The organism is Janthinobacterium sp. 13 (assembly GCF_002749695.1).
In the GTDB taxonomy this organism is placed as follows: Bacteria; Pseudomonadota; Gammaproteobacteria; order Burkholderiales; family Burkholderiaceae_D; genus Janthinobacterium; species Janthinobacterium kumbetense.
Window position 1 is genome coordinate 4,891,395 of sequence record NZ_PEEQ01000001.1, and the last position, 17,053, is coordinate 4,908,447.

A 17,053-nucleotide genomic window follows, 5' to 3' on the forward strand; every position below is an offset into this window, starting at 1 on the left:
TGGGCCGACTCCGCCTCGCTGCGCGGCGGCGTTCCTCCTGCTTTGCGACCTCACCCTGGGCTCATCATGCTGCGACGAATCTGGCATTTCCTCACCGACAGCCGCAATCTGACCATCCTTGGCTTCGTGGCGCTGGCCGTGTTCCTGTACCTGGGCGCCGAAGTGCTGGAAGTGGCGCTGATCTGGGCGCTGGCCTTGCTGTTGCTGGCCTTTGTCACCTGGCTGGGCCTGTGGCTGTGGCGCCGGCGCCGCGCGCGGCGCGATGCGCAGGCGCTGGGCCAGGCCATCCTCAACGAGGCCGAGATCGCCGCCGCGCAAGCGGCCTCGGCGTCGACAGCCAGCAGCACGCAGCAGGGCGAACTGGGCGCCGTGCGCACGGGCATGCTGGCCGCCATCGAAACCATCAAGACGTCCAAGCTGGGCATTAAATCGGGCGCCGCCGCTCTGTATGAATTGCCGTGGTACATGATTATCGGCAATCCGGCCGCCGGCAAGAGCAGCGCCATCCTGCATTCGGGACTGCAATTTCCCTTCGCCGACGGCAAGGTCGTGCAAGGCGTGGGCGGCACGCGCAACTGCGACTGGTTTTTCACCACGGACGGCATCGTGCTCGACACGGCGGGACGCTACTCCGTTGTCGACGAGCACCGCGGCGAGTGGTTCGGCTTTCTCGACTTGCTGAAAAAATACCGGCGCAAGGCGCCCATCAACGGCATCCTCATCGCCGTCAGCATCGCCGAACTGCGCGGCGACCCCGATGTCGGCATGCAACTGGCGCGCAGCCTGCGCAAGCGCGTGCAGGATGTCATCGAACGCCTGGAAGTGTTCGCGCCCCTGTACATCGTGTTTACCAAGGCGGACTTGATCGCCGGCTTCACGGAGTTTTTCGCGGATGCCGAACGCAGCGAGCGCGAACGCGTCTGGGGCGCCACCATGCCCTACCAGCGCAAGTTGCCGACGGCCGACCTGCTGGCGTTTTTCGACCAGGGTTTCGATGAATTGCACGACGGCTTGACGGAGCTGAGCCTGGCCAACATGGCGCACCGGCAACGCAAGACGATGGCGCCCGGCGTCTTTACCTTTCCGCTGGAGTTTGCCGCCATTAAGCCTGCCTTGCGCGCCTTCATCGCCACCCTGTTCGAGGAAAACCCGTTCCAGTTCCAGCCCGTGTTCCGCGGCTTTTACTTTACCAGCGCGCTGCAGGAAGGCGAGCCCGTCAGTGCCTCCTCGCAGCAGGTGGCGCGCCGCTTCGACCTGGCTTTCGCGCCAGCCCCGGCCACGGTACCGTCCGGCGCGCGCCAGCATGGCTATTTCCTGCTGGAGCTGTTCCGCAAGGTCATTTTTGCCGACAAGCACCTGGTGGCCAACTATGCCAACCGCGCCAGGCTGCGCTTCAAATATGCCGTGTTCTTTGCCGCCACCGTGTCGCTGGGCGCCTGCCTGGGCGGCTGGAGCTGGTCCTACCTGGGCAACCGGCAACTGGTGGCCAACGTCGAGGCCGATCTGAACAAAGTGGTGAAGCTGCAGGAGCGGCGCCTGGACTTGCAGTCGCGCCTGGAAGCGCTGGAGATCTTGCAGGACCGCATCGAGCAGCTGGAAGCGTACCGCACGCAACGGCCCTGGTCCTTGCGCCTGGGCCTGTACCAGGGAGATTTGCTCGAACGCAAGCTGCGCGAAGAGTACTTTTCCGGCGCGCGCCAGGTCATGCTCACCCCCGTGGCGGGCGCGCTGGAAGCGCTGCTGTTTGAAATGAACGCCAGCGCGGACCAGTTGCAGCCCACGGCGCGCACGCCGCAAACGCCGGCCGCCGCTTCCGTCACGCCTTCCGCCGCGCCGCGCAGCGTGCAGTACCAGGCGGCCAGCGCGACAAACGTGGAAGATGCCTACAATGCGCTGAAAACCTATCTGATGCTGGCCGATAAGTCGCATGCGGAAAGCAGCCACCTGAACGACCAGCTGACGCGCTTCTGGCGCGGCTGGCTGGAGGGCAACCGGGGCGCCATGCCGCGCGAACAGATGATACGCAGCGCCGAGCGGCTGCTGACGTTTTACCTGGCGCAGATCGGCGACCCGTCCTGGCCGCGCATCGAGCAAAAGCTGGCGCTGGTCGACCAGGCGCGCGAAAACCTGCGCCGCGTGGTGCGCGGCATGCCGGCCCGCGAGCGCGTGTATGCGGACGTGAAGGCGCGCGCCTCGACGCGCTTTCCCGGCATGACGGTGGCGCGCATCGTCGGCGAACAGGATCAGTCGCTGCTGGCGGGCAGTTACGCCGTCTCCGGCACCTTTACGCGCCAGGCGTGGGAAAAGTTCGTCGAAGGCGCGTTTCGCGACGCCGCCAACCGCGAGCTGCAAAGCGCCGACTGGGTGCTGAAAAGCGCCTCCACCGACGACCTGACCCTGGAAGGCAGTCCGGAACAGATCGAGAAAAACTTGGTGGCCATGTACAAGGCGGACTACGCGCGCGAGTGGCAAAAATTCGTGCAGGGCGTCGCCGTCGCCGACCTGAAAGGCTTTGACGGCGCCGTGCAGGCGATGAACCGCCTGGGCGACCCGCAGTCGTCGCCGGTCGCCAGGCTGCTGACGACCATTTACGAGGAAACCTCGTGGGACAACCCGGCGCTGCAGAATGCCCAGTTGCGCAAGGCCGAACGGGGCATCATCGCCTGGTTCAAGGAAACCGTGCTGCGCCGCGCGCCGTCGCCGCTGACGGCCAGTCCCGGCATGCATGCGCAGCTCGACCCGGCCCGCCTGGACAAGCCCATGGGACCCGTGGGGCGCGAATTTGCCGGCGTGGGCAAGCTGGTGGCGGCCAGGGACAACAATGCGTCCCTGATGCGCGCCTACCTGGAAGCGCTGTCGAAACTGCGCAGCCGCTTGAACCAGTTGAAGAACCAGGGCGATCCGGGACCGGGCGCGCGCCAGTTCATGCAGCAGACCCTGGAAGGCAGCGGTTCCGAACTGGCCGACGCGCTGAAACTGGTCGACGAGCAGCTGCTCACGGGGATGAGCGACGCGCAAAAGCAGGCGATCCGTCCCATCCTCGTGCGCCCGCTGATGCAGACCTTTGCCGTCATCGTCGCGCCGGCCGAACTCGATATCAACAAGACCTGGGCGGCGCAAGTGTATGAACCGTTCCAGAAATCGCTGGCGAACAAATATCCGTTTGCGCCCACGGCGCGCATCGAGGCGAGCAACCTGGAGATCGGCCAGTTCTTCGGCCCGGAAGGCCTGGTGGCGAAATTCGTCACGACGTCCATGGGACCGCTGGTGGTGCGGCGCGGCGACGTGCTGGCGCCGCGCACCTGGGCCGACATGGGCATCAGCCTGTCGCCGCAGGTGGTGGCGCGTTTTCCCGGCTGGATCGCGCCGCTGGGCGCGGGCGGTATGGCGGCCACGTCGACGGCGGCGCAAACCGTCTTCCAGATCCAGCCGTCGCCCGCGCCGGGCACGCTGGAATACACGGTGGAGATCGACGGTCAGCAGCTACGCTACCGCAACACCCCGGCGCAGTGGACGAACATGGTGCATCCGGGCCCGCAGGGCGCGGCGGGAGGGCAGGGGGCGCGCATCACGGCCGTCACCTTCGACGGGCGCACGGTGGAACTGTTCAACGAGCCGGGCCAGTTCGGCTTGAAGCGCATGATCGATGCGGCGGCCAAGAAGCGCAAGGATGGCGGCGTGTTCGAACTGCGCTGGGCGCGCGGCGAGGTGGCCGTGGCGGTCGACCTGAAAATCACCAGCAGCGCCGAGACGGCGGGCGCCGGCGCGGGCGGGGCTGCGGCGGTGCAGGAGCAGGGTTTTCGCGGCATGCAGCTGCCCGAGACCGTCGTCGGCACGCCCGGCGCTTCCGCCGCGCCCGCGCCCGCGATGGCCGCCGTTGCCGCGGTTGCCGTTGCTGCAGTGGCAGCGGGAGTGGCGCCATGATGCGCGGGCAACAGCAGGTGCGTCTCGGCTACTTTGGCAAGATCCCCGCGCGCGGCGATTTCATCAAGGCTTGCGACAATCACGCGCTGGTGCAGCTGCTCGACGACTGGCTGGCGCAGGTGATGACTGCACTGACGGTGGAGCCGCGCTGGAAGCTCAATTACGACGCCTTGCCGCCGCTGCGCTTTGCCTTCGTCGGCACGCGCAGCCGGCGCGCCATCGCCGGGCGCCTGGAAGCGAGCAGCGACCAGTCGCTGCGACGCTTTCCCTTCATGGCCATGGGCGCGCTGGAAGTCGATGACGCCGAAGCCTTTGTCGCCTGCAGCCCGCTGGTGCTGGCGCCCCTGTGGCAGCGCGTGGAGCAGCTGTCGCAAGGCATCGTGGCCAGCGCCGAACCGTTGCCGGCCCTGCTGGCGCTGGCCGGCAACGTGGTCGACATCGAACCGGCCGCGCCGCGCCACGCGGCGCGCCTGGCCGCTTTTTTGCAGGCGCAGACGCTGCATGGCCTGCAAGCGATGCTGGCTTCGCCCGCGTTTCCCGTGACGGTGCGCGAATTGCTGCTGGGCCTGGGCCTGCTGCTGCGGCCCGTGCGCCAGAGCGGCTTGCCGCGCCTGGAGAAAAGCCTGGTGCTGCCGTTGCCGCAGGACGCGCAGTTGCGCGAACTGGTGGCCAGCTTCTGGCTGCACCTGATCGCGCCCTTCCTGCGCCAGGCCGATTTCGAACTGGCGCTGTTCTTTTCCCACCTCGACGAGGCGCCCGTGCTGGTGATCGGCTTTTGCGGCGCCGACCCGCACGGCTTGCGCGCGCTGATCGATCCGCAGGCCGGCAGCGAACGGCTGATCGTCTTCGACCAGCTCGACTGGGTCGAGGAGCAGCTGGGACACGATGCGGCGCTGCGCCGGTTTTCCGCCTGCCTGCAGCAGGAACAGCTGTCGCTGCGCTCGGCCTGCGCCATGTTTGCCGATACCTTTGCCTGAAGGATTGCGATGAAATCTCCCGTCATTCTCCTGCTGCCGCTGCCGCTGCTGCTTGCCGCCGCCTCTTGCCACGCCCAGGCGCAGGCGCCCCAGACGCCGATGCCGGGGCAGATCCTCGTCACGGGCACCCTGGCCGACGAGGCGGGCAAGGCGGCCGTGCTGGCCCGCCTGCGCGAACTGTATGGCGCCGAGCGCGTGGTCGACCAGATCGCCATCGGCAACGTGGCCGTGCCGGCCAACTGGAACGGCTATGTGCAAAAGCTGATCGCGCCTAACCTGAAGCTCATTTCACGGGGGCAGATCAGCATCGACGGCAACAACGTCAGCGTGCGCGGCGAAGTGGCGAACGAGGCGCAGCGCCAGCAGATCGCCAGCGACATCGCCACCAGCCTCAATCCCACCTACATCGTCAACAATGGCTTGCGGGTCAAGGCGGCCGAGGCCGAGCAAGGCTTGCTCGATGCGGCACTGGACAAGCGCATCATCGAATTCGACAGCGGCAAGGCCTCCATCACGCCGGCCGGCCTGGCCATCCTCGACGAGATGGCGGCCGCCATGCTCAGGCTGCGGGGCCGCAAGGTGGAGGTGATAGGCCACACGGACGACACGGGCCTGCGCGCCAGCAATGTGGCCCTGAGCCAGGCGCGCGCCGAAGCCGTGCGCGCCTACCTGGCCAGCAAGGGCGTCGTGGCCGATACGGTGTTGGTGTCGGGCCAGGGTCCGGACCGTCCCGTGGCCAGCAACGCCACGGCCGATGGCCGGGCGAGAAACCGGCGCATCGAGTTCCGTATTGCGCAATGATCGGCGCGCAAAGATCAGGGTAAGGTGATGGTCAGGTGCGCTGGCCGCGGCGCCAGCTTGACCAGGTCCGCATACGCGGCCAGGGTCGTTTGCGTGCCGCGCGTCAGATGTGTTTTCAGGCCCAGGTAGGCGCAGATGGCCAGCAGGGCGAAAAAGCTCGACAGCGCCCACAGCGGCACGTCGCTGCCGCGTTTGTTGACCACCTGGTCGGGGCGTTCCGCGCGCGGCGCGAAGCCGCGGCTCTTGCCCTTGATGTGGGCGATCTCGTCGCCCAGGCGCGCCGTCAGGTAGCTGAGTTTTTCGCCGCCGTCGATCGCATACTTGCCCTGGAATCCCAGCAACAGGCACATATGGAAGACCTGCAGCGCCTGCACGCGCATGGCGCCCTTGCCGCGCAGGGCGTCGAGGCGGTCGAAAAAATGTTCGCCGGCCAGCTGGTCGCCGAAGATCAGCAGCTGCAGCGGGCGCCGCTCCCACTGCTTGCGCAGCGTGAAGGGTGACGCCAGGATGATTTCATCGACTGCCGCGCAGAACGCATATTTGGCCGCCTCGATGTCGTCGCCGTCGGCGCGGATCTTTTTCGCCTCGCGTTCGAAGTCGTCGAGGAAGGCCGTGATGCGGTCCATGAAGCCTTGCTCGTCGCCGGGCGCCGAACCGTGCTTCAGCATGAACAGCATGTAAAAGCCTTCATGCATCAGGTCCAGCAGGGCGCTGCCGGCATGGCGGGCGCCGGCAGGGGCGGGGCCGCGTGGTCCCAGCAGGGAAGGCGCCGCGCGCCGTTCGATGAGCTGGCTCATGCCGTCACCGCGATCAGTTCCAGCTGCAGGTCGCGTATGCCGGCCGGCACGTACACGGAAATCGATTGCGCCTTGAGCATCTGCTCGTACAGCGCGCCGCGGTTTTCAATCGCAAAATAATAGGTGTCGGGCCGCACGGGGATGGCGGCCGGCACTTGCGGCGCATGCGACAGTTTCAGGCCGGGCATGGCCGTGAGCACGCATTTTTCCACGTCGTCGGGCGCGCCCACCTTCACGCGCAGCGGCACCACGTCGACCAGTTCGATGGCCGGCATGGCGGCGCGGATCGCCAGGTACAAGGTGGTGTGCTGGTCGATCTTGCCCGAATCGAGCTTGCCCAGGTAGTACGACGGCTGTTCTTCCAGCAGGGCGATGGAAAAATACTTCGACGAGATGACGGTGTCGAGCAGTTCGCGGATGATGCCGTCGATGGCGTCGAAGCAGGCGCCCGGCTGCGCGTGGTCGTAGGCGGGCAGGCTGGCCAGCGTGTAATGCTTGGAGTAGCTGAGCAGGCCGCCCGCCAGGCCCAGCAGCGCCTCGTACAGGCGCTCCGGATGCAGGGCCGGATGGCGCACGTAATGCATCAGCGCGGCGGCGGCCGTGCTGACCGTGTGCAGCAGCCAAAACGAGGACACGTCGCCGGAGCGGAACTCGATCACGTTGCGGCTCGGTTCCCGGTGGTGGCCGTGCAGCGCGCTCACCTTCGCCTGCAAGGCGTCGAGCAGGTGTTCCAGCACGCCCCGCAGGCGCGGCGCGCCGGCGATCGCCAGGCTGGGCGCCATGAACGAGGGCACGGGCTCGAAGCCGCCCGACACCGTGCGCCGCAGGGCGATCAGCGGCAGGCAGTCGTAGGAGCCGCGCGCCTCGCTGTCGGGAATCAGGCGCACGCTCTTCTTCAGGTAAGCCACGTCGGCCACGGCGGACTCCGTGAACAGGTCGGGCGTGGCGCGCAGCGCGTGCGCAAAGCGCGTGGCCGCCGGCGTACCCGCCGTTGACGCCTGCGCCGTGTAATTCATGCCTTCGCCGTTGAGGATGGGCAGCGCCGCGTAATACGTCACTTCCTGCACCGCCGGCGGCAGCGCTTCCAGGTCCACGGGCGGGGGCAGGGTATCGCTGCCCGTTGCGCCGTCGCCCAGCGCCTCGAACACTTCGCCGTCGCGGAAGATCGCCGACAGGGCTTGCAGGCGCAAGGTGCCCGTCTTCAGCGCCGCTAGGTCCCACTCCATGTGCGCCACGCCCCACAGGTAGGGATGCAGCGCGCTGGCCGTGTGATGCAGGCGTGCTTCGTGATATTGATCCTGGCGCTGGAAATGCTGCGGCCGCAGGAACAGGCCCTCTCCCCACAAGATTTTCGCTGCCATGCCCATTGCGTTTCTCCTTGAATGTGTGGCGTGCCGCTGCCGCCGCTGCTGCGTTAGCGGCAGCGCAGGGTGGACAGCGGCGCCATGCCGCCGTCCATGCCGGCCACGCTGAGCGCGCAGGCGTGCAGGCCGACGGTGATGCCGCCGCGTTCCGCATCGGCGGCGGCAAAGGTGGCGCGCCAGCGCTGTGCCGCAGGCGCGCGGAACAGGGCCACGACGCCGATGAAATACGCTTCCATGCTGACTTTCTCTTGCATCTCGTAGCGCTGGCCCGGCACCAGCAGCACTTCCTTCACTTCCATCAGGTCGGCGCCCAGCGCCGTCTTTTCGCGCTGCGTGTCGAGGAAGCTGTCGTACGGCGCCTGCTCGAAGGCGGCGCTCTGGCGCAGCTTGTAGATGCGCGCCACCAGCGCCAGCGGCCGGCCGTCGGCATCCGTGTTGAGGCGCTGCGCCGCATGCAGGCGGATGCTGACGTTGCGCGGCGGCTTTTGCGCGTCGGGCAGTTCGGGCGGCGGCTTGGCCGCGCCGGCCATCTGCAGCGCCGCGTTGGCCAGGGTGCCGATGGCGCCGCCCGCGCAGCCGGCCAGCGGCAGCGTCTGCAGCAACAGCAGCAGTAGCGCGGCGGAGCGGGCCAGGCGGCGGAGCGGGGCGTCAAATGGCATGGCTGCTCTTTGCAAAGTGAAGAATGGAAATAAATGTGCTGCAGTCATTTAAACGCATGCAGGGGCGACCTGCTTGCGCTGGCGCAAAATCGGTCAGCGATCAAGACAATTACTGCGCCAGATCAGGTTTCATGTCGCTGTACGCGGCTGTGATGTGGAACTTCTTCTTTGCTGATTAATCTCAATCTGGCAAAAAAATTGGCGATCAATAATGGCCTCCACCAAGGCGCCGCCCATCTTTCCCAGCGGTAGCGTCCTCCACGTGAAGGAATGCCCCGATGAAGCCAGCCACCGTGTTGCCCCGTATTGCCTGCCTCGCCAGCGCCTTGCTGCTGGCCGCCTGCGCCTCGCCGGACCAGCCGGCGCCCAAGAAACCTGCCGCGCCGACCCTGGCGCAAGTGATGGGCGACGCCGATGCGGCGGCGCGCGCCGGCCAGTACGAACGGGCCATGACCCTGCTCAAGGGCGGCGGCAGCAGCTACCCCGCCGACAAGGCGCCGTGGCTGCAAATGGCGCAGATGAAGTTCGACCGCGGCCAGTACGGCGACGCCATCGGCCACGCGCTCGAAGCGCTGGAGCGCGACCCGGACGACAAGGTCGCCAACAGCATCGTCGCCGTCAGCGGCTTGCGCCTGTCCGGCAAGGCGCTGGCCGACCTGTCGCGGCAAAACAATCTGAACGGCTCGCTGCGCTCGGAAGCGCAGGACCTGGCCAAGCTGCTGCGCGCGAGCATCGGCGAAGACGTGCTGGTGCCGCCGGCCAAGCGTCCGCCGGCGGCCGGCAAGCGCGCCGCCGGTTCCGGCACGCCGGCGGCGAAGGGCGCGGCGCAAGGCAGTGCGGCCGACCCGTTCAGCGGCCTGAAATAAGCCGGCATCCCCACCATCCCCTGAGTAAAGGAAGCGACATGCCCAAGTCCGACAGCGTGCAAAAACGCCTGAAGCAGATACGCGCGCCGCGCGTGCAAATGACCTACGACGTCGAAATCGGCGACGCGATTGAAAACAAGGAGCTGCCCTTCGTGGTCGGCGTGCTGGGCGACTTTGGCGGCAATCCGGACAGCGAAAAAAAACGCCTGAAGGACCGCAAGTTCGTCGCCCTCGACCGCGACAACTTCGACGAAGTGCTGGCCGGCGTGGAACCGGTGGCCCGTTTCGCCGTGCCGAACCGCCTCGGCGAGGCGGGCGGCACGTTTGCCGTCGACCTGCACTTCCGCTCGATGGACGACTTCCGCCCGGAATCGGTGGTGCGCCAGGTCGACCCCTTGCGCAAGCTGCTCGAGGCGCGCACCAAGCTGGCCGACTTGCGCAACAAGCTGGCCGGCAACGACAAGCTGGAAGACTTGCTGACGGAAGTGCTGAACAACACGGACAGCCTGGCCACCCTGAAACCGCAGTTCCCAGCGCAGGAGGATTGAGATGAGCGCCCAGGCAGAAGCCCCAGAATCCCTCGCTGTATCCGCACCCGATGCGCCGGCCGCCACCGACTTGCTGGACCAGATCGTCGAGCAAAGCCGCGTCGCCAAGTCCGGCGCCGAACATGCGCGCGCGCGCGACCTGATCTCGGAACTGGTGGCGCAGGTGCTCGACGGCACGGTGCTGATGTCCAGCAGCCTGTCGGCCACGCTGGATGCGCGCGTGGCGGAAATCGACCGCCTGATCTCCGCCCAGCTCAGCGAAATCATGCACGCGGCGCCGTTCCAGCAGCTCGAACAAAGCTGGACGGGGCTGCGCTACCTGGTCGGCAATTCCGATACGGGAACGCGCCTGCAGATCCGCATGTTCAACGCCACCAAGCGCGAACTGGTGAAGGATTTCCAGGCCGCGCTGGAGTTCGACCAGAGCAGCATGTTCAAGAAGGTGTATGAAGAGGAATTCGGCACCTTCGGCGGCGCGCCGTTCGCCGCGCTGCTGGGCGACTTCGCCATCTCGCGCCAGCCGGAAGACATGTATTTCGTCGAACAGATGTCGCACATCGCCGCCGCCGCGCATGCACCGTTCATCGCTTCGGCCGCGCCGGAACTGTTTGGCCTGGAAAGCTACGGCGACCTGGGCAAGCCGCGCGACCTGGCCAAGGTGTTCGACACCATCGAGTACGCGAAATGGAAAGCCTTCCGCGAATCCGAGGATGCGCGCTATGTCGGCCTGACCTTGCCCCGCTTCCTGGGCCGGTTGCCGTTCAATCCCGTCGACGGCACCACGGTGGAAGGTTTCAATTTTGTCGAGGAAGTCGACGGCAGCGACCACCACAAATACCTGTGGTGTAACGCCGCGTATGCGTTCGGCTGCAAGCTGACGCGCGCCTTTGCCGACTACGGCTGGTGCGCCGCCATCCGCGGCGTGGAGGGCGGCGGCCTGGTGGACGACCTGCCGACCCACACCTTCAAGACGGACGAGGGCGACGTGGCCCTGAAATGCCCGGCCGAAGTGGCGATCACCGACCGCCGCGAAAAGGAATTGAGCGACCTGGGTTTCATCTCGCTGGTGCACTGCAAGAACACGGCGTACGCGGCGTTCTTCGGCGCGCAGTCGGCGCAGAAAAGCCGCAAGTACAACAGCGACGCGGCCAATGCGAACGCGGTGCTGTCGTCGCAGCTGCAGTACATCTTTGCCGTCTCGCGCATCGCCCATTACATGAAGGCCATGATGCGCGACAAGATCGGCAGCTTTGCCGCCGCCTCCAACGTGGAGGATTTTTTGAACCGCTGGCTGATGCAGTACGTGCTGCTCGACGATAACGCCAGCCAGGAACAGAAGGCGCAGTTCCCCCTGCGCGAAGCGTCCGTGCAGGTGCATGAAGTGCCGGGCCGGCCCGGCGTGTACCGCGCCGTGTCGTTCCTGCGGCCGCACTTCCAGCTTGATGAATTATCCGTTTCGCTCCGACTGGTCGCGGAGTTGCCGAAGTCGACCAATTCCTGATCCACCCTCTTTCAACCACAGGAGCACACCATGGCAATCGATGTATATCTGCAGATAGACGGCATCAAGGGCGAGTCGACCGATGACAAGCACAAGGACTGGATCGAGTGCAAATCGGTCAGCTGGAGCGTCGAGCAGCCGAAGTCCGCCACCGCGTCGACGGGCGGCGGCCACACGGCCGAACGCTGCGAGCACAAGGACATCGTCATCTCCAAGCTGGCCGACCTGGCCTCGCCGGTGCTGCTGCAGACCTGCTCGGCCGGCAAGACCATCCCCAAGGCGCGCTTCGAATTCATGCGCGCCGACGGCCAGGGCGAGCGCGTCAAGTACTTTGAAATCGAAATCGAGAATGTGCTGATCGGCGCCGTCACGCCGAACGTGGAAGAGGGCGACATCCTCGGTGAACACGTCGGCTTCAAGTTCTCGAAAGTGAAGTGGAAATACACGCAGCAAAAAGTGACGGGTGGCGCCGGCGGCAATACCTCGGGCGGCTGGGACCTGGCCGCGAACCGCGTGGCCTGATCCATCCTCGCGCGGCGCGCGGCGGCCACCTGCGCCCGCGCCGCGCCGACTTTTCAGGAGAGCGCATGGACAGTTATGTACCTGGCCTGTTCGACCGCCTGATGGGCGACGGCGGCGCGGCGGCGGGCGGCGTGGCGCCGCGCCTGTCGCTGGAACAATTGAAGGATGCGGTGGCGCGCGACCTGGAAGAGCTGCTCAATACGCGCGTGGCCCTGCCGCCCGGCGCGCTCGACGCCTATCCGGAATGCGCGGCCTCCATCGTCAACTATGGCCTGATCGATTTCGCCGGCATGTGTTTGTCCAGCAGCGACGACCGCGCCCGCATCTGCGCCGCGCTGAAGGCCGCCATCGAACGCCACGAGCCGCGCCTGCGCAATGTGCGCGCCCGCCTGGAACGGGAAGCGGGCGCCATCAACCGGGTCGGCTTCGTCATCAGCGGCACCCTGGCCGTGAGGTCCGGTGGCGAGACGGTCAATTTCGACGCCGTGCTGCAGCCGTCGTCGCTGCGCTATTCGATCAACCGCAAGGGAGCCGCCGCATGAGCAATAACTTGAAAACCCTGATCGCCAAGCTGAATGACACGGCGCGCACGGCCGCCACCCGCGCCGCCGCCATCTGCGTGGGACTGGGCCAGTATGAAGTCGATATCGAACACCTCTTCCTGGCGCTGCTGGAGCAGGAGCGCAGCGATTTCGTCACCATCGCGCGGCGCAGCGAAATCAGCCTGACGGCGCTGGAAGCGGACCTGCGCCGCGAGATCGGCGGCTTCCGCACGGGCAGCGCACGCACGCCCGTGTTTTCGCCCCACTTGCCGCTGCTGTTCGAACACGCCTGGCTGATCGCCTCGCTGGACACGGCGCAGCCGGGTCCCATCCGCAGCCGCCATCTGCTGTTGGCGCTGCTGACGGAGCCGGAACTGTCTCAGCTCGCCTACCGCGGCTCGAAGCTGTTCGCCCGCTTCAGCGTGGAGCAATTGAAGCACCATCCGGACAAGCTGACGGCCGGCTCAGGCGAGGAGGAAAGCGCGGCGGTGCCGCGGCTTTCCGACACCGGCGACGATCCTGTTGTTAGCCTGGCCAGCAAAACCCCGGCGCTGGACCAGTTCACCACCGACTTGACGCAGCTGGCGCGCGACGGCAAGCTCGATCCCGTGATCGGCCGCGAGGCGGAGATACGCCAGGCCGTCGACATCCTGCTGCGCCGGCGCCAGAACAATCCTATTTTGACGGGCGAGGCGGGCGTGGGCAAGACGGCCGTGGTGGAGGGCCTGGCCCTGCGTATCGCCGCCGGCGACGTGCCCGAGGTGCTGCAGGGCGCGCGCATCCACGCGCTCGACATGGGCTTGCTGCAGGCCGGCGCCAGCGTGAAGGGAGAATTCGAAAGCCGTTTAAAAAATGTCATCGACGAGGTGACGAAAAGCCCGCACCCCGTCATCCTCTTCATCGACGAGGCGCATACGATGATCGGCGCAGGCGGCCAGGCGGGGCAGAACGATGCGGCCAACCTGCTCAAGCCGGCGCTGGCGCGCGGCGCCCTGCGCACCATCGCCGCCACCACCTGGAGCGAGTACAAGAAGTATTTTGAAAAGGATGCGGCGCTGGCGCGGCGCTTCCAGGTGGTGAAGGTGGAAGAGCCCAGCGAAGACATCGCCTGCGCCATGCTGCGCGCCATGGCGCCGCTGATGGAGCGCCATTTCGGCATCCGCGTGCGCGACGCGGCCATCGTCGAGGCGGTCCGCCTGTCGCACCGCTACATCAGCGGGCGCCAGCTGCCCGACAAGGCCATCGGCGTGCTCGATACGGCGTGCGCCAAGGTGGCGCTGGGCCAGCGCGCCACGCCGGCGCAGCTGGAAAACGCGCACCGGCGCCAGGAGCGCGTCGGCGCGGAAATCGCCGCCCTGGCCCGCGAGGCGGCCGATGGCGAAGTGCCCGGCAAAGCCGGCGCCGCGCGCCTGGCGCAGCTGCGGCGCGAGCATGACGACGGGCAGGCGGCGGTTGCGGCGCTGGCGCAGCGTTGGGAGCGCGAAAAGGCGCTGGTGGCGCAGATCGGCGAGCTGCGCGCGCAGCTGCGCGGCGAGCGGCCGGGCGAGATCGGCGCGGCGCGCCTGCTGGCGCTGAAGGACGAGCTGGCGGCCCTGCAGGGCGACGCGCCGCTGTCGCCGCTGGAAGTCGATGCGCAGGTGGTGGCCGGCATCGTCGCCGGCTGGACCGGCATCCCGCTGGGGAAAATGCTCAAGGACGACATCCGCACGGTGCTGACCCTGGACGGCGCGCTGCGCGAACGGGTGCTGGGACAGGACCACGTCATCGAGGCCGTGGCGCAGCGCGTGCGCACGGCGCGCGCCAGCCTGGACGACCCGGACAAGCCGCAAGCCGTGTTCCTGTTCACGGGGCCGTCCGGCACGGGCAAGACGGAAACGGCGCTGGCGCTGGCCGACTTGCTGTATGGCGGCGAGCGCAAGCTCATCAGCATTAACATGAGCGAGTACCAGGAAGCGCACAGCGTGGCCGGCCTGAAAGGCTCGCCGCCCGGCTATGTCGGCTATGGCGAAGGCGGCGTGCTGACGGAAGCCGTGCGGCGCCAGCCCTACAGCGTGGTGCTGCTCGACGAGGCGGAAAAGGCCCATCCCGACGTGCTGGAATTGTTCTTCCAGGTGTTCGACAAGGGCGTGCTCGATGATGCGGAAGGGCGCGAAGTCGATTTTCGCAACACCATCATCATCGCCACCTCGAACCTGGGTTCGGGCGCGATGATGGCCGCTTGCCTGAACCGGGCGTCACAGGACTTGCCCACGCCGGCCGCGCTGGAAGAACTGGTGCGACCGCAGCTGGTGGCGCACTTCAAGCCGGCCTTGCTGGGGCGCCTGAAGGTGCTGCCCTTCTATCCCCTGAATGACGCGGTGCTGGCCGAGATCATCGCCCTGAAGCTGGCGCGCATCGGCGCGCGTATCGCGCGCAACCACCAGGCGCAGTTCAGCCATGACGCGGGCCTGGTCGACGCCGTGCTGGCGCGCTGCACCGAGGTCGATTCGGGCGCGCGCAATGTCGACCAGATACTCAATGGCAGCCTGCTGCCGGCGATCGCCGAAGCGGTGCTGGCGCGCATGGCCGCGGGCGAGCCGGTCGCGTCGATACGCGTCAGCGCGAACAAGCAGGGGCAGTTCAAATACACCATCAAGTAACGTCGTCAAATAACCCCGCGGAGAGCGCCATGTTCAATCTGGAGCAGTTGCTGCACCCCGTCAGCGCCGTCAGCCCCTGCGGCGACGACCTCACCTTCAGCCAGGAGCTCGACGCCATCGCGCGAGCGCGCCAGCACGACGACCCGAGCCTGGACCAGGGCGAGTGGGTGACGGCGCTGAAGGAAGCCGACTGGCCCTTCGTGGCGACGCGCTGCGAACAGCTGATCGCGGCGCGCAGCAAGGATTTGCGCATGGCCGTGTGGCTGGCCGAGGCGCACGCGAAGACGCGCCATTTCCGTGGCCTGGGCGATGGCTACGCGTTGCTGGCCGGCCTGTGCGAACGTTACTGGGATGGCCTGTATCCGCCGGCGGAAGAGGGCGACCAGGAACAGCGCATCGGCAATGTCTTCTGGCTGTTGTCGCGCACGCCGCAACTGCTGCGCGAGATCCCGCTGACCGAAGGCGCCGACGGCCTGTATGCGCTGCAGGATTTCGATGCGGCGCGCCAGCGCGCGGCCGCCAGCGTAGCGCAGGGCGCGGCCGATCAGGGCTGGGGCGACGCGCGCCACGACGAAGCGGCAACCCTGGCGCAGATGGAGGCGGCGCGGCAAAGGAACACGCGCGCCTTTTCCGACGGCTTGCTGGCCGATGCGCAGTACTGCATGCAGTCGCTGCTGGCGTTCGAGCGCAGCGTCGATGCGCGTTTCGGCGCCGACGGTCCGAGTTTCCGCGCCGCGCGCGAAGCGCTGGAAAACGCCATTCATTTCATCGCGCCGCTGTCGCCTGGCGCGGATTTTATCGGTGCCCCGGCCGCCGCCGGCCAGGCCGCCGGCGAGGGCGGCGGCGCCATCGTGCAGCGCCAGCAGGCGCTGGCCCAGCTGCGCCAGGTGGCCGATTTCTTCCGCCGCACGGAGCCGCACAGCCCCGTCGCCTACCTGGCCGAGAAGGCCGCCAGCTGGGGCGAACTGCCGCTGCACCTGTGGCTGCGCGCCGTCGTGAAGGATGCCAATACCCTGGCGCAGCTCGATGACATGCTGGGCACGAACAGTGCAAACGGGTGATGGCGCTGACCCCTTCCATGCTACTCTTCGGGCATGTCCAGAATGCTCATCTTGCCTGCCGCGCTATGCCTGTTCATCGCCGCCGGCGCGCGGGCCGGCACCGCGGTGCCGCTGGTGATTTACGGCGACGACGACTATCCGCCGTACTCCTACGTTGAAAACGGCCAGCTGAAAGGCATTTATACGGAGATCGTGCGCGAAGCGGCGCAATCGATGCCGCAGTATGCGGTGCAGCTGCGTCCCGTGCCCTGGAAACGGGGCTTGCTGATGCTGCAGACGGGCGAGGCGTTTGCCCTGTATCCGCCGTATTCCTGGCGCAGCGAGCGGCCGTATGTGCGCTATTCCGTGCCGCTGCTGATGGAGCAGCTGGTGGTGCTGTGCAACCAGGACATGCTGGCCAGGCGCAAGCTGCGGCAATGGCCCGCCGATTACGGCGGCCTGCACATCGGCGTGAACGCCGGTTTCCTGCCGGGCGACGCGGGATTGATGGCGTCCCTGCGCGCTGAAAAAATCGTGCTCGATCCCGCCAAGGGCACGCGCACGAATTTGCTCAAGCTGATGCGCGGACGCATCGATTGCTATGTCAGCGACCGCCTGTCGGCGCAGTGGGAATTGCAGCGCATCCGGCGCGAGGGACCGCCGGGCACGCCGATGCAGGCAATCGAGGAAACGGCGCAGCTGGCCAGCCAGCAAGGCCACCTGGGTTTTACGGCGCAACGGCCTGCCGCCTATCCCTATCGCGATGACTTTATCGCACAATTCAATGCGGCCATCGTGCGCATGCAAAATAGCGGCGCGATCCGCCGCATCGTCGACCGGGCATTGCAACCCTGACGTTGCCACCCTGATTCA

Annotated in this window: 14 protein-coding genes; 11 read left to right on the top strand and 3 right to left on the bottom strand. The window is 67.0% G+C overall.

The features are described 5' to 3' along the window. Window positions 1–66 precede the first annotated feature (66 nt). From tssM to CLU94_RS21510, 3 genes are read left to right on the top strand one after another with little or no spacing between them, the layout of a single operon-like run. Window positions 67–3,924: a type VI secretion system membrane subunit TssM gene (gene tssM, locus CLU94_RS21500; protein ID WP_099667117.1), complete on the top strand. Its 3,858-nt coding sequence runs from the start codon at window positions 67–69 to the stop codon at window positions 3,922–3,924. Then, window positions 3,921–4,901 (top strand): type VI secretion system-associated protein TagF, encoded by a 981-nt coding sequence (gene tagF / locus CLU94_RS21505; protein ID WP_099667118.1) that lies wholly within the window; start codon window positions 3,921–3,923, stop codon window positions 4,899–4,901. The genes tssM and tagF overlap by 4 nt, the downstream gene beginning before the upstream one ends. 9 nt (window positions 4,902–4,910) lie before the next feature. Next, complete coding sequence (locus CLU94_RS21510) at window positions 4,911–5,702, top strand: OmpA family protein (protein ID WP_099667119.1); 792 nt, start codon at window positions 4,911–4,913, stop codon at window positions 5,700–5,702. 14 nt (window positions 5,703–5,716) lie between these two features. Here the strand turns inward: CLU94_RS21510 and icmH are convergent, their stop codons facing one another. Genes icmH through tssJ form a run of 3 tightly spaced genes read right to left on the bottom strand, consistent with a single transcriptional unit; the run spans window position 5,717 to window position 8,522 of the window. After that, window positions 5,717–6,499, bottom strand: a complete 783-nt coding sequence (gene icmH, locus CLU94_RS21515; RefSeq protein ID WP_077407211.1) for a type IVB secretion system protein IcmH/DotU — start codon at window positions 6,497–6,499, stop codon at window positions 5,717–5,719. After that, the gene (gene tssK, locus CLU94_RS21520; RefSeq protein WP_099667120.1) at window positions 6,496–7,866 is read right to left on the bottom strand and encodes a type VI secretion system baseplate subunit TssK; all 1,371 of its coding nucleotides are present in this window, start codon (window positions 7,864–7,866) and stop codon (window positions 6,496–6,498) included. Before tssK ends, icmH begins: the two co-directional genes overlap by 4 nt. 47 nt (window positions 7,867–7,913) lie before the next feature. Further along, window positions 7,914–8,522, bottom strand: a complete 609-nt coding sequence (gene tssJ, locus CLU94_RS21525; protein ID WP_099667121.1) for a type VI secretion system lipoprotein TssJ — start codon at window positions 8,520–8,522, stop codon at window positions 7,914–7,916. Between the two features lie 278 nt (window positions 8,523–8,800). On the opposite strand from tssJ, the gene CLU94_RS21530 reads away from it, so the two are divergent. The 8 genes from CLU94_RS21530 (at window position 8,801) to CLU94_RS21565 (ending at window position 17,035) form a co-directional block, all read left to right on the top strand. Then, window positions 8,801–9,388, top strand: coding sequence for a tetratricopeptide repeat protein (locus tag CLU94_RS21530; protein WP_099667122.1), 588 nt, complete (start codon window positions 8,801–8,803; stop codon window positions 9,386–9,388). Between the two features lie 38 nt (window positions 9,389–9,426). Then, window positions 9,427–9,936, top strand: a complete 510-nt coding sequence (gene tssB / locus CLU94_RS21535; protein WP_099667123.1) for a type VI secretion system contractile sheath small subunit — start codon at window positions 9,427–9,429, stop codon at window positions 9,934–9,936. A 1-nt stretch (window position 9,937) separates the two neighbouring features. Further along, complete coding sequence (tssC, locus tag CLU94_RS21540; protein ID WP_077407195.1) at window positions 9,938–11,437, top strand: type VI secretion system contractile sheath large subunit; 1,500 nt, start codon at window positions 9,938–9,940, stop codon at window positions 11,435–11,437. 30 nt (window positions 11,438–11,467) lie between these two features. Next, window positions 11,468–11,959, top strand: a complete 492-nt coding sequence (locus CLU94_RS21545; protein WP_034750126.1) for an Hcp family type VI secretion system effector — start codon at window positions 11,468–11,470, stop codon at window positions 11,957–11,959. A gap of 65 nt (window positions 11,960–12,024) precedes the next feature. Beyond that, window positions 12,025–12,501: a type VI secretion system baseplate subunit TssE gene (gene tssE, locus CLU94_RS21550; RefSeq protein WP_099667124.1), complete on the top strand. Its 477-nt coding sequence runs from the start codon at window positions 12,025–12,027 to the stop codon at window positions 12,499–12,501. Beyond that, window positions 12,498–15,140 (top strand): type VI secretion system ATPase TssH, encoded by a 2,643-nt coding sequence (gene tssH / locus CLU94_RS21555; RefSeq protein ID WP_099667125.1) that lies wholly within the window; start codon window positions 12,498–12,500, stop codon window positions 15,138–15,140. Before tssE ends, tssH begins: the two co-directional genes overlap by 4 nt. 29 nt (window positions 15,141–15,169) lie before the next feature. Beyond that, window positions 15,170–16,201 (top strand): type VI secretion system protein TssA, encoded by a 1,032-nt coding sequence (gene tssA, locus CLU94_RS21560; protein ID WP_099667126.1) that lies wholly within the window; start codon window positions 15,170–15,172, stop codon window positions 16,199–16,201. A gap of 33 nt (window positions 16,202–16,234) precedes the next feature. Beyond that, window positions 16,235–17,035, top strand: a complete 801-nt coding sequence (locus CLU94_RS21565) for a substrate-binding periplasmic protein (RefSeq protein ID WP_099667127.1) — start codon at window positions 16,235–16,237, stop codon at window positions 17,033–17,035. The last annotated feature ends 18 nt before the right edge of the window (window positions 17,036–17,053 follow it).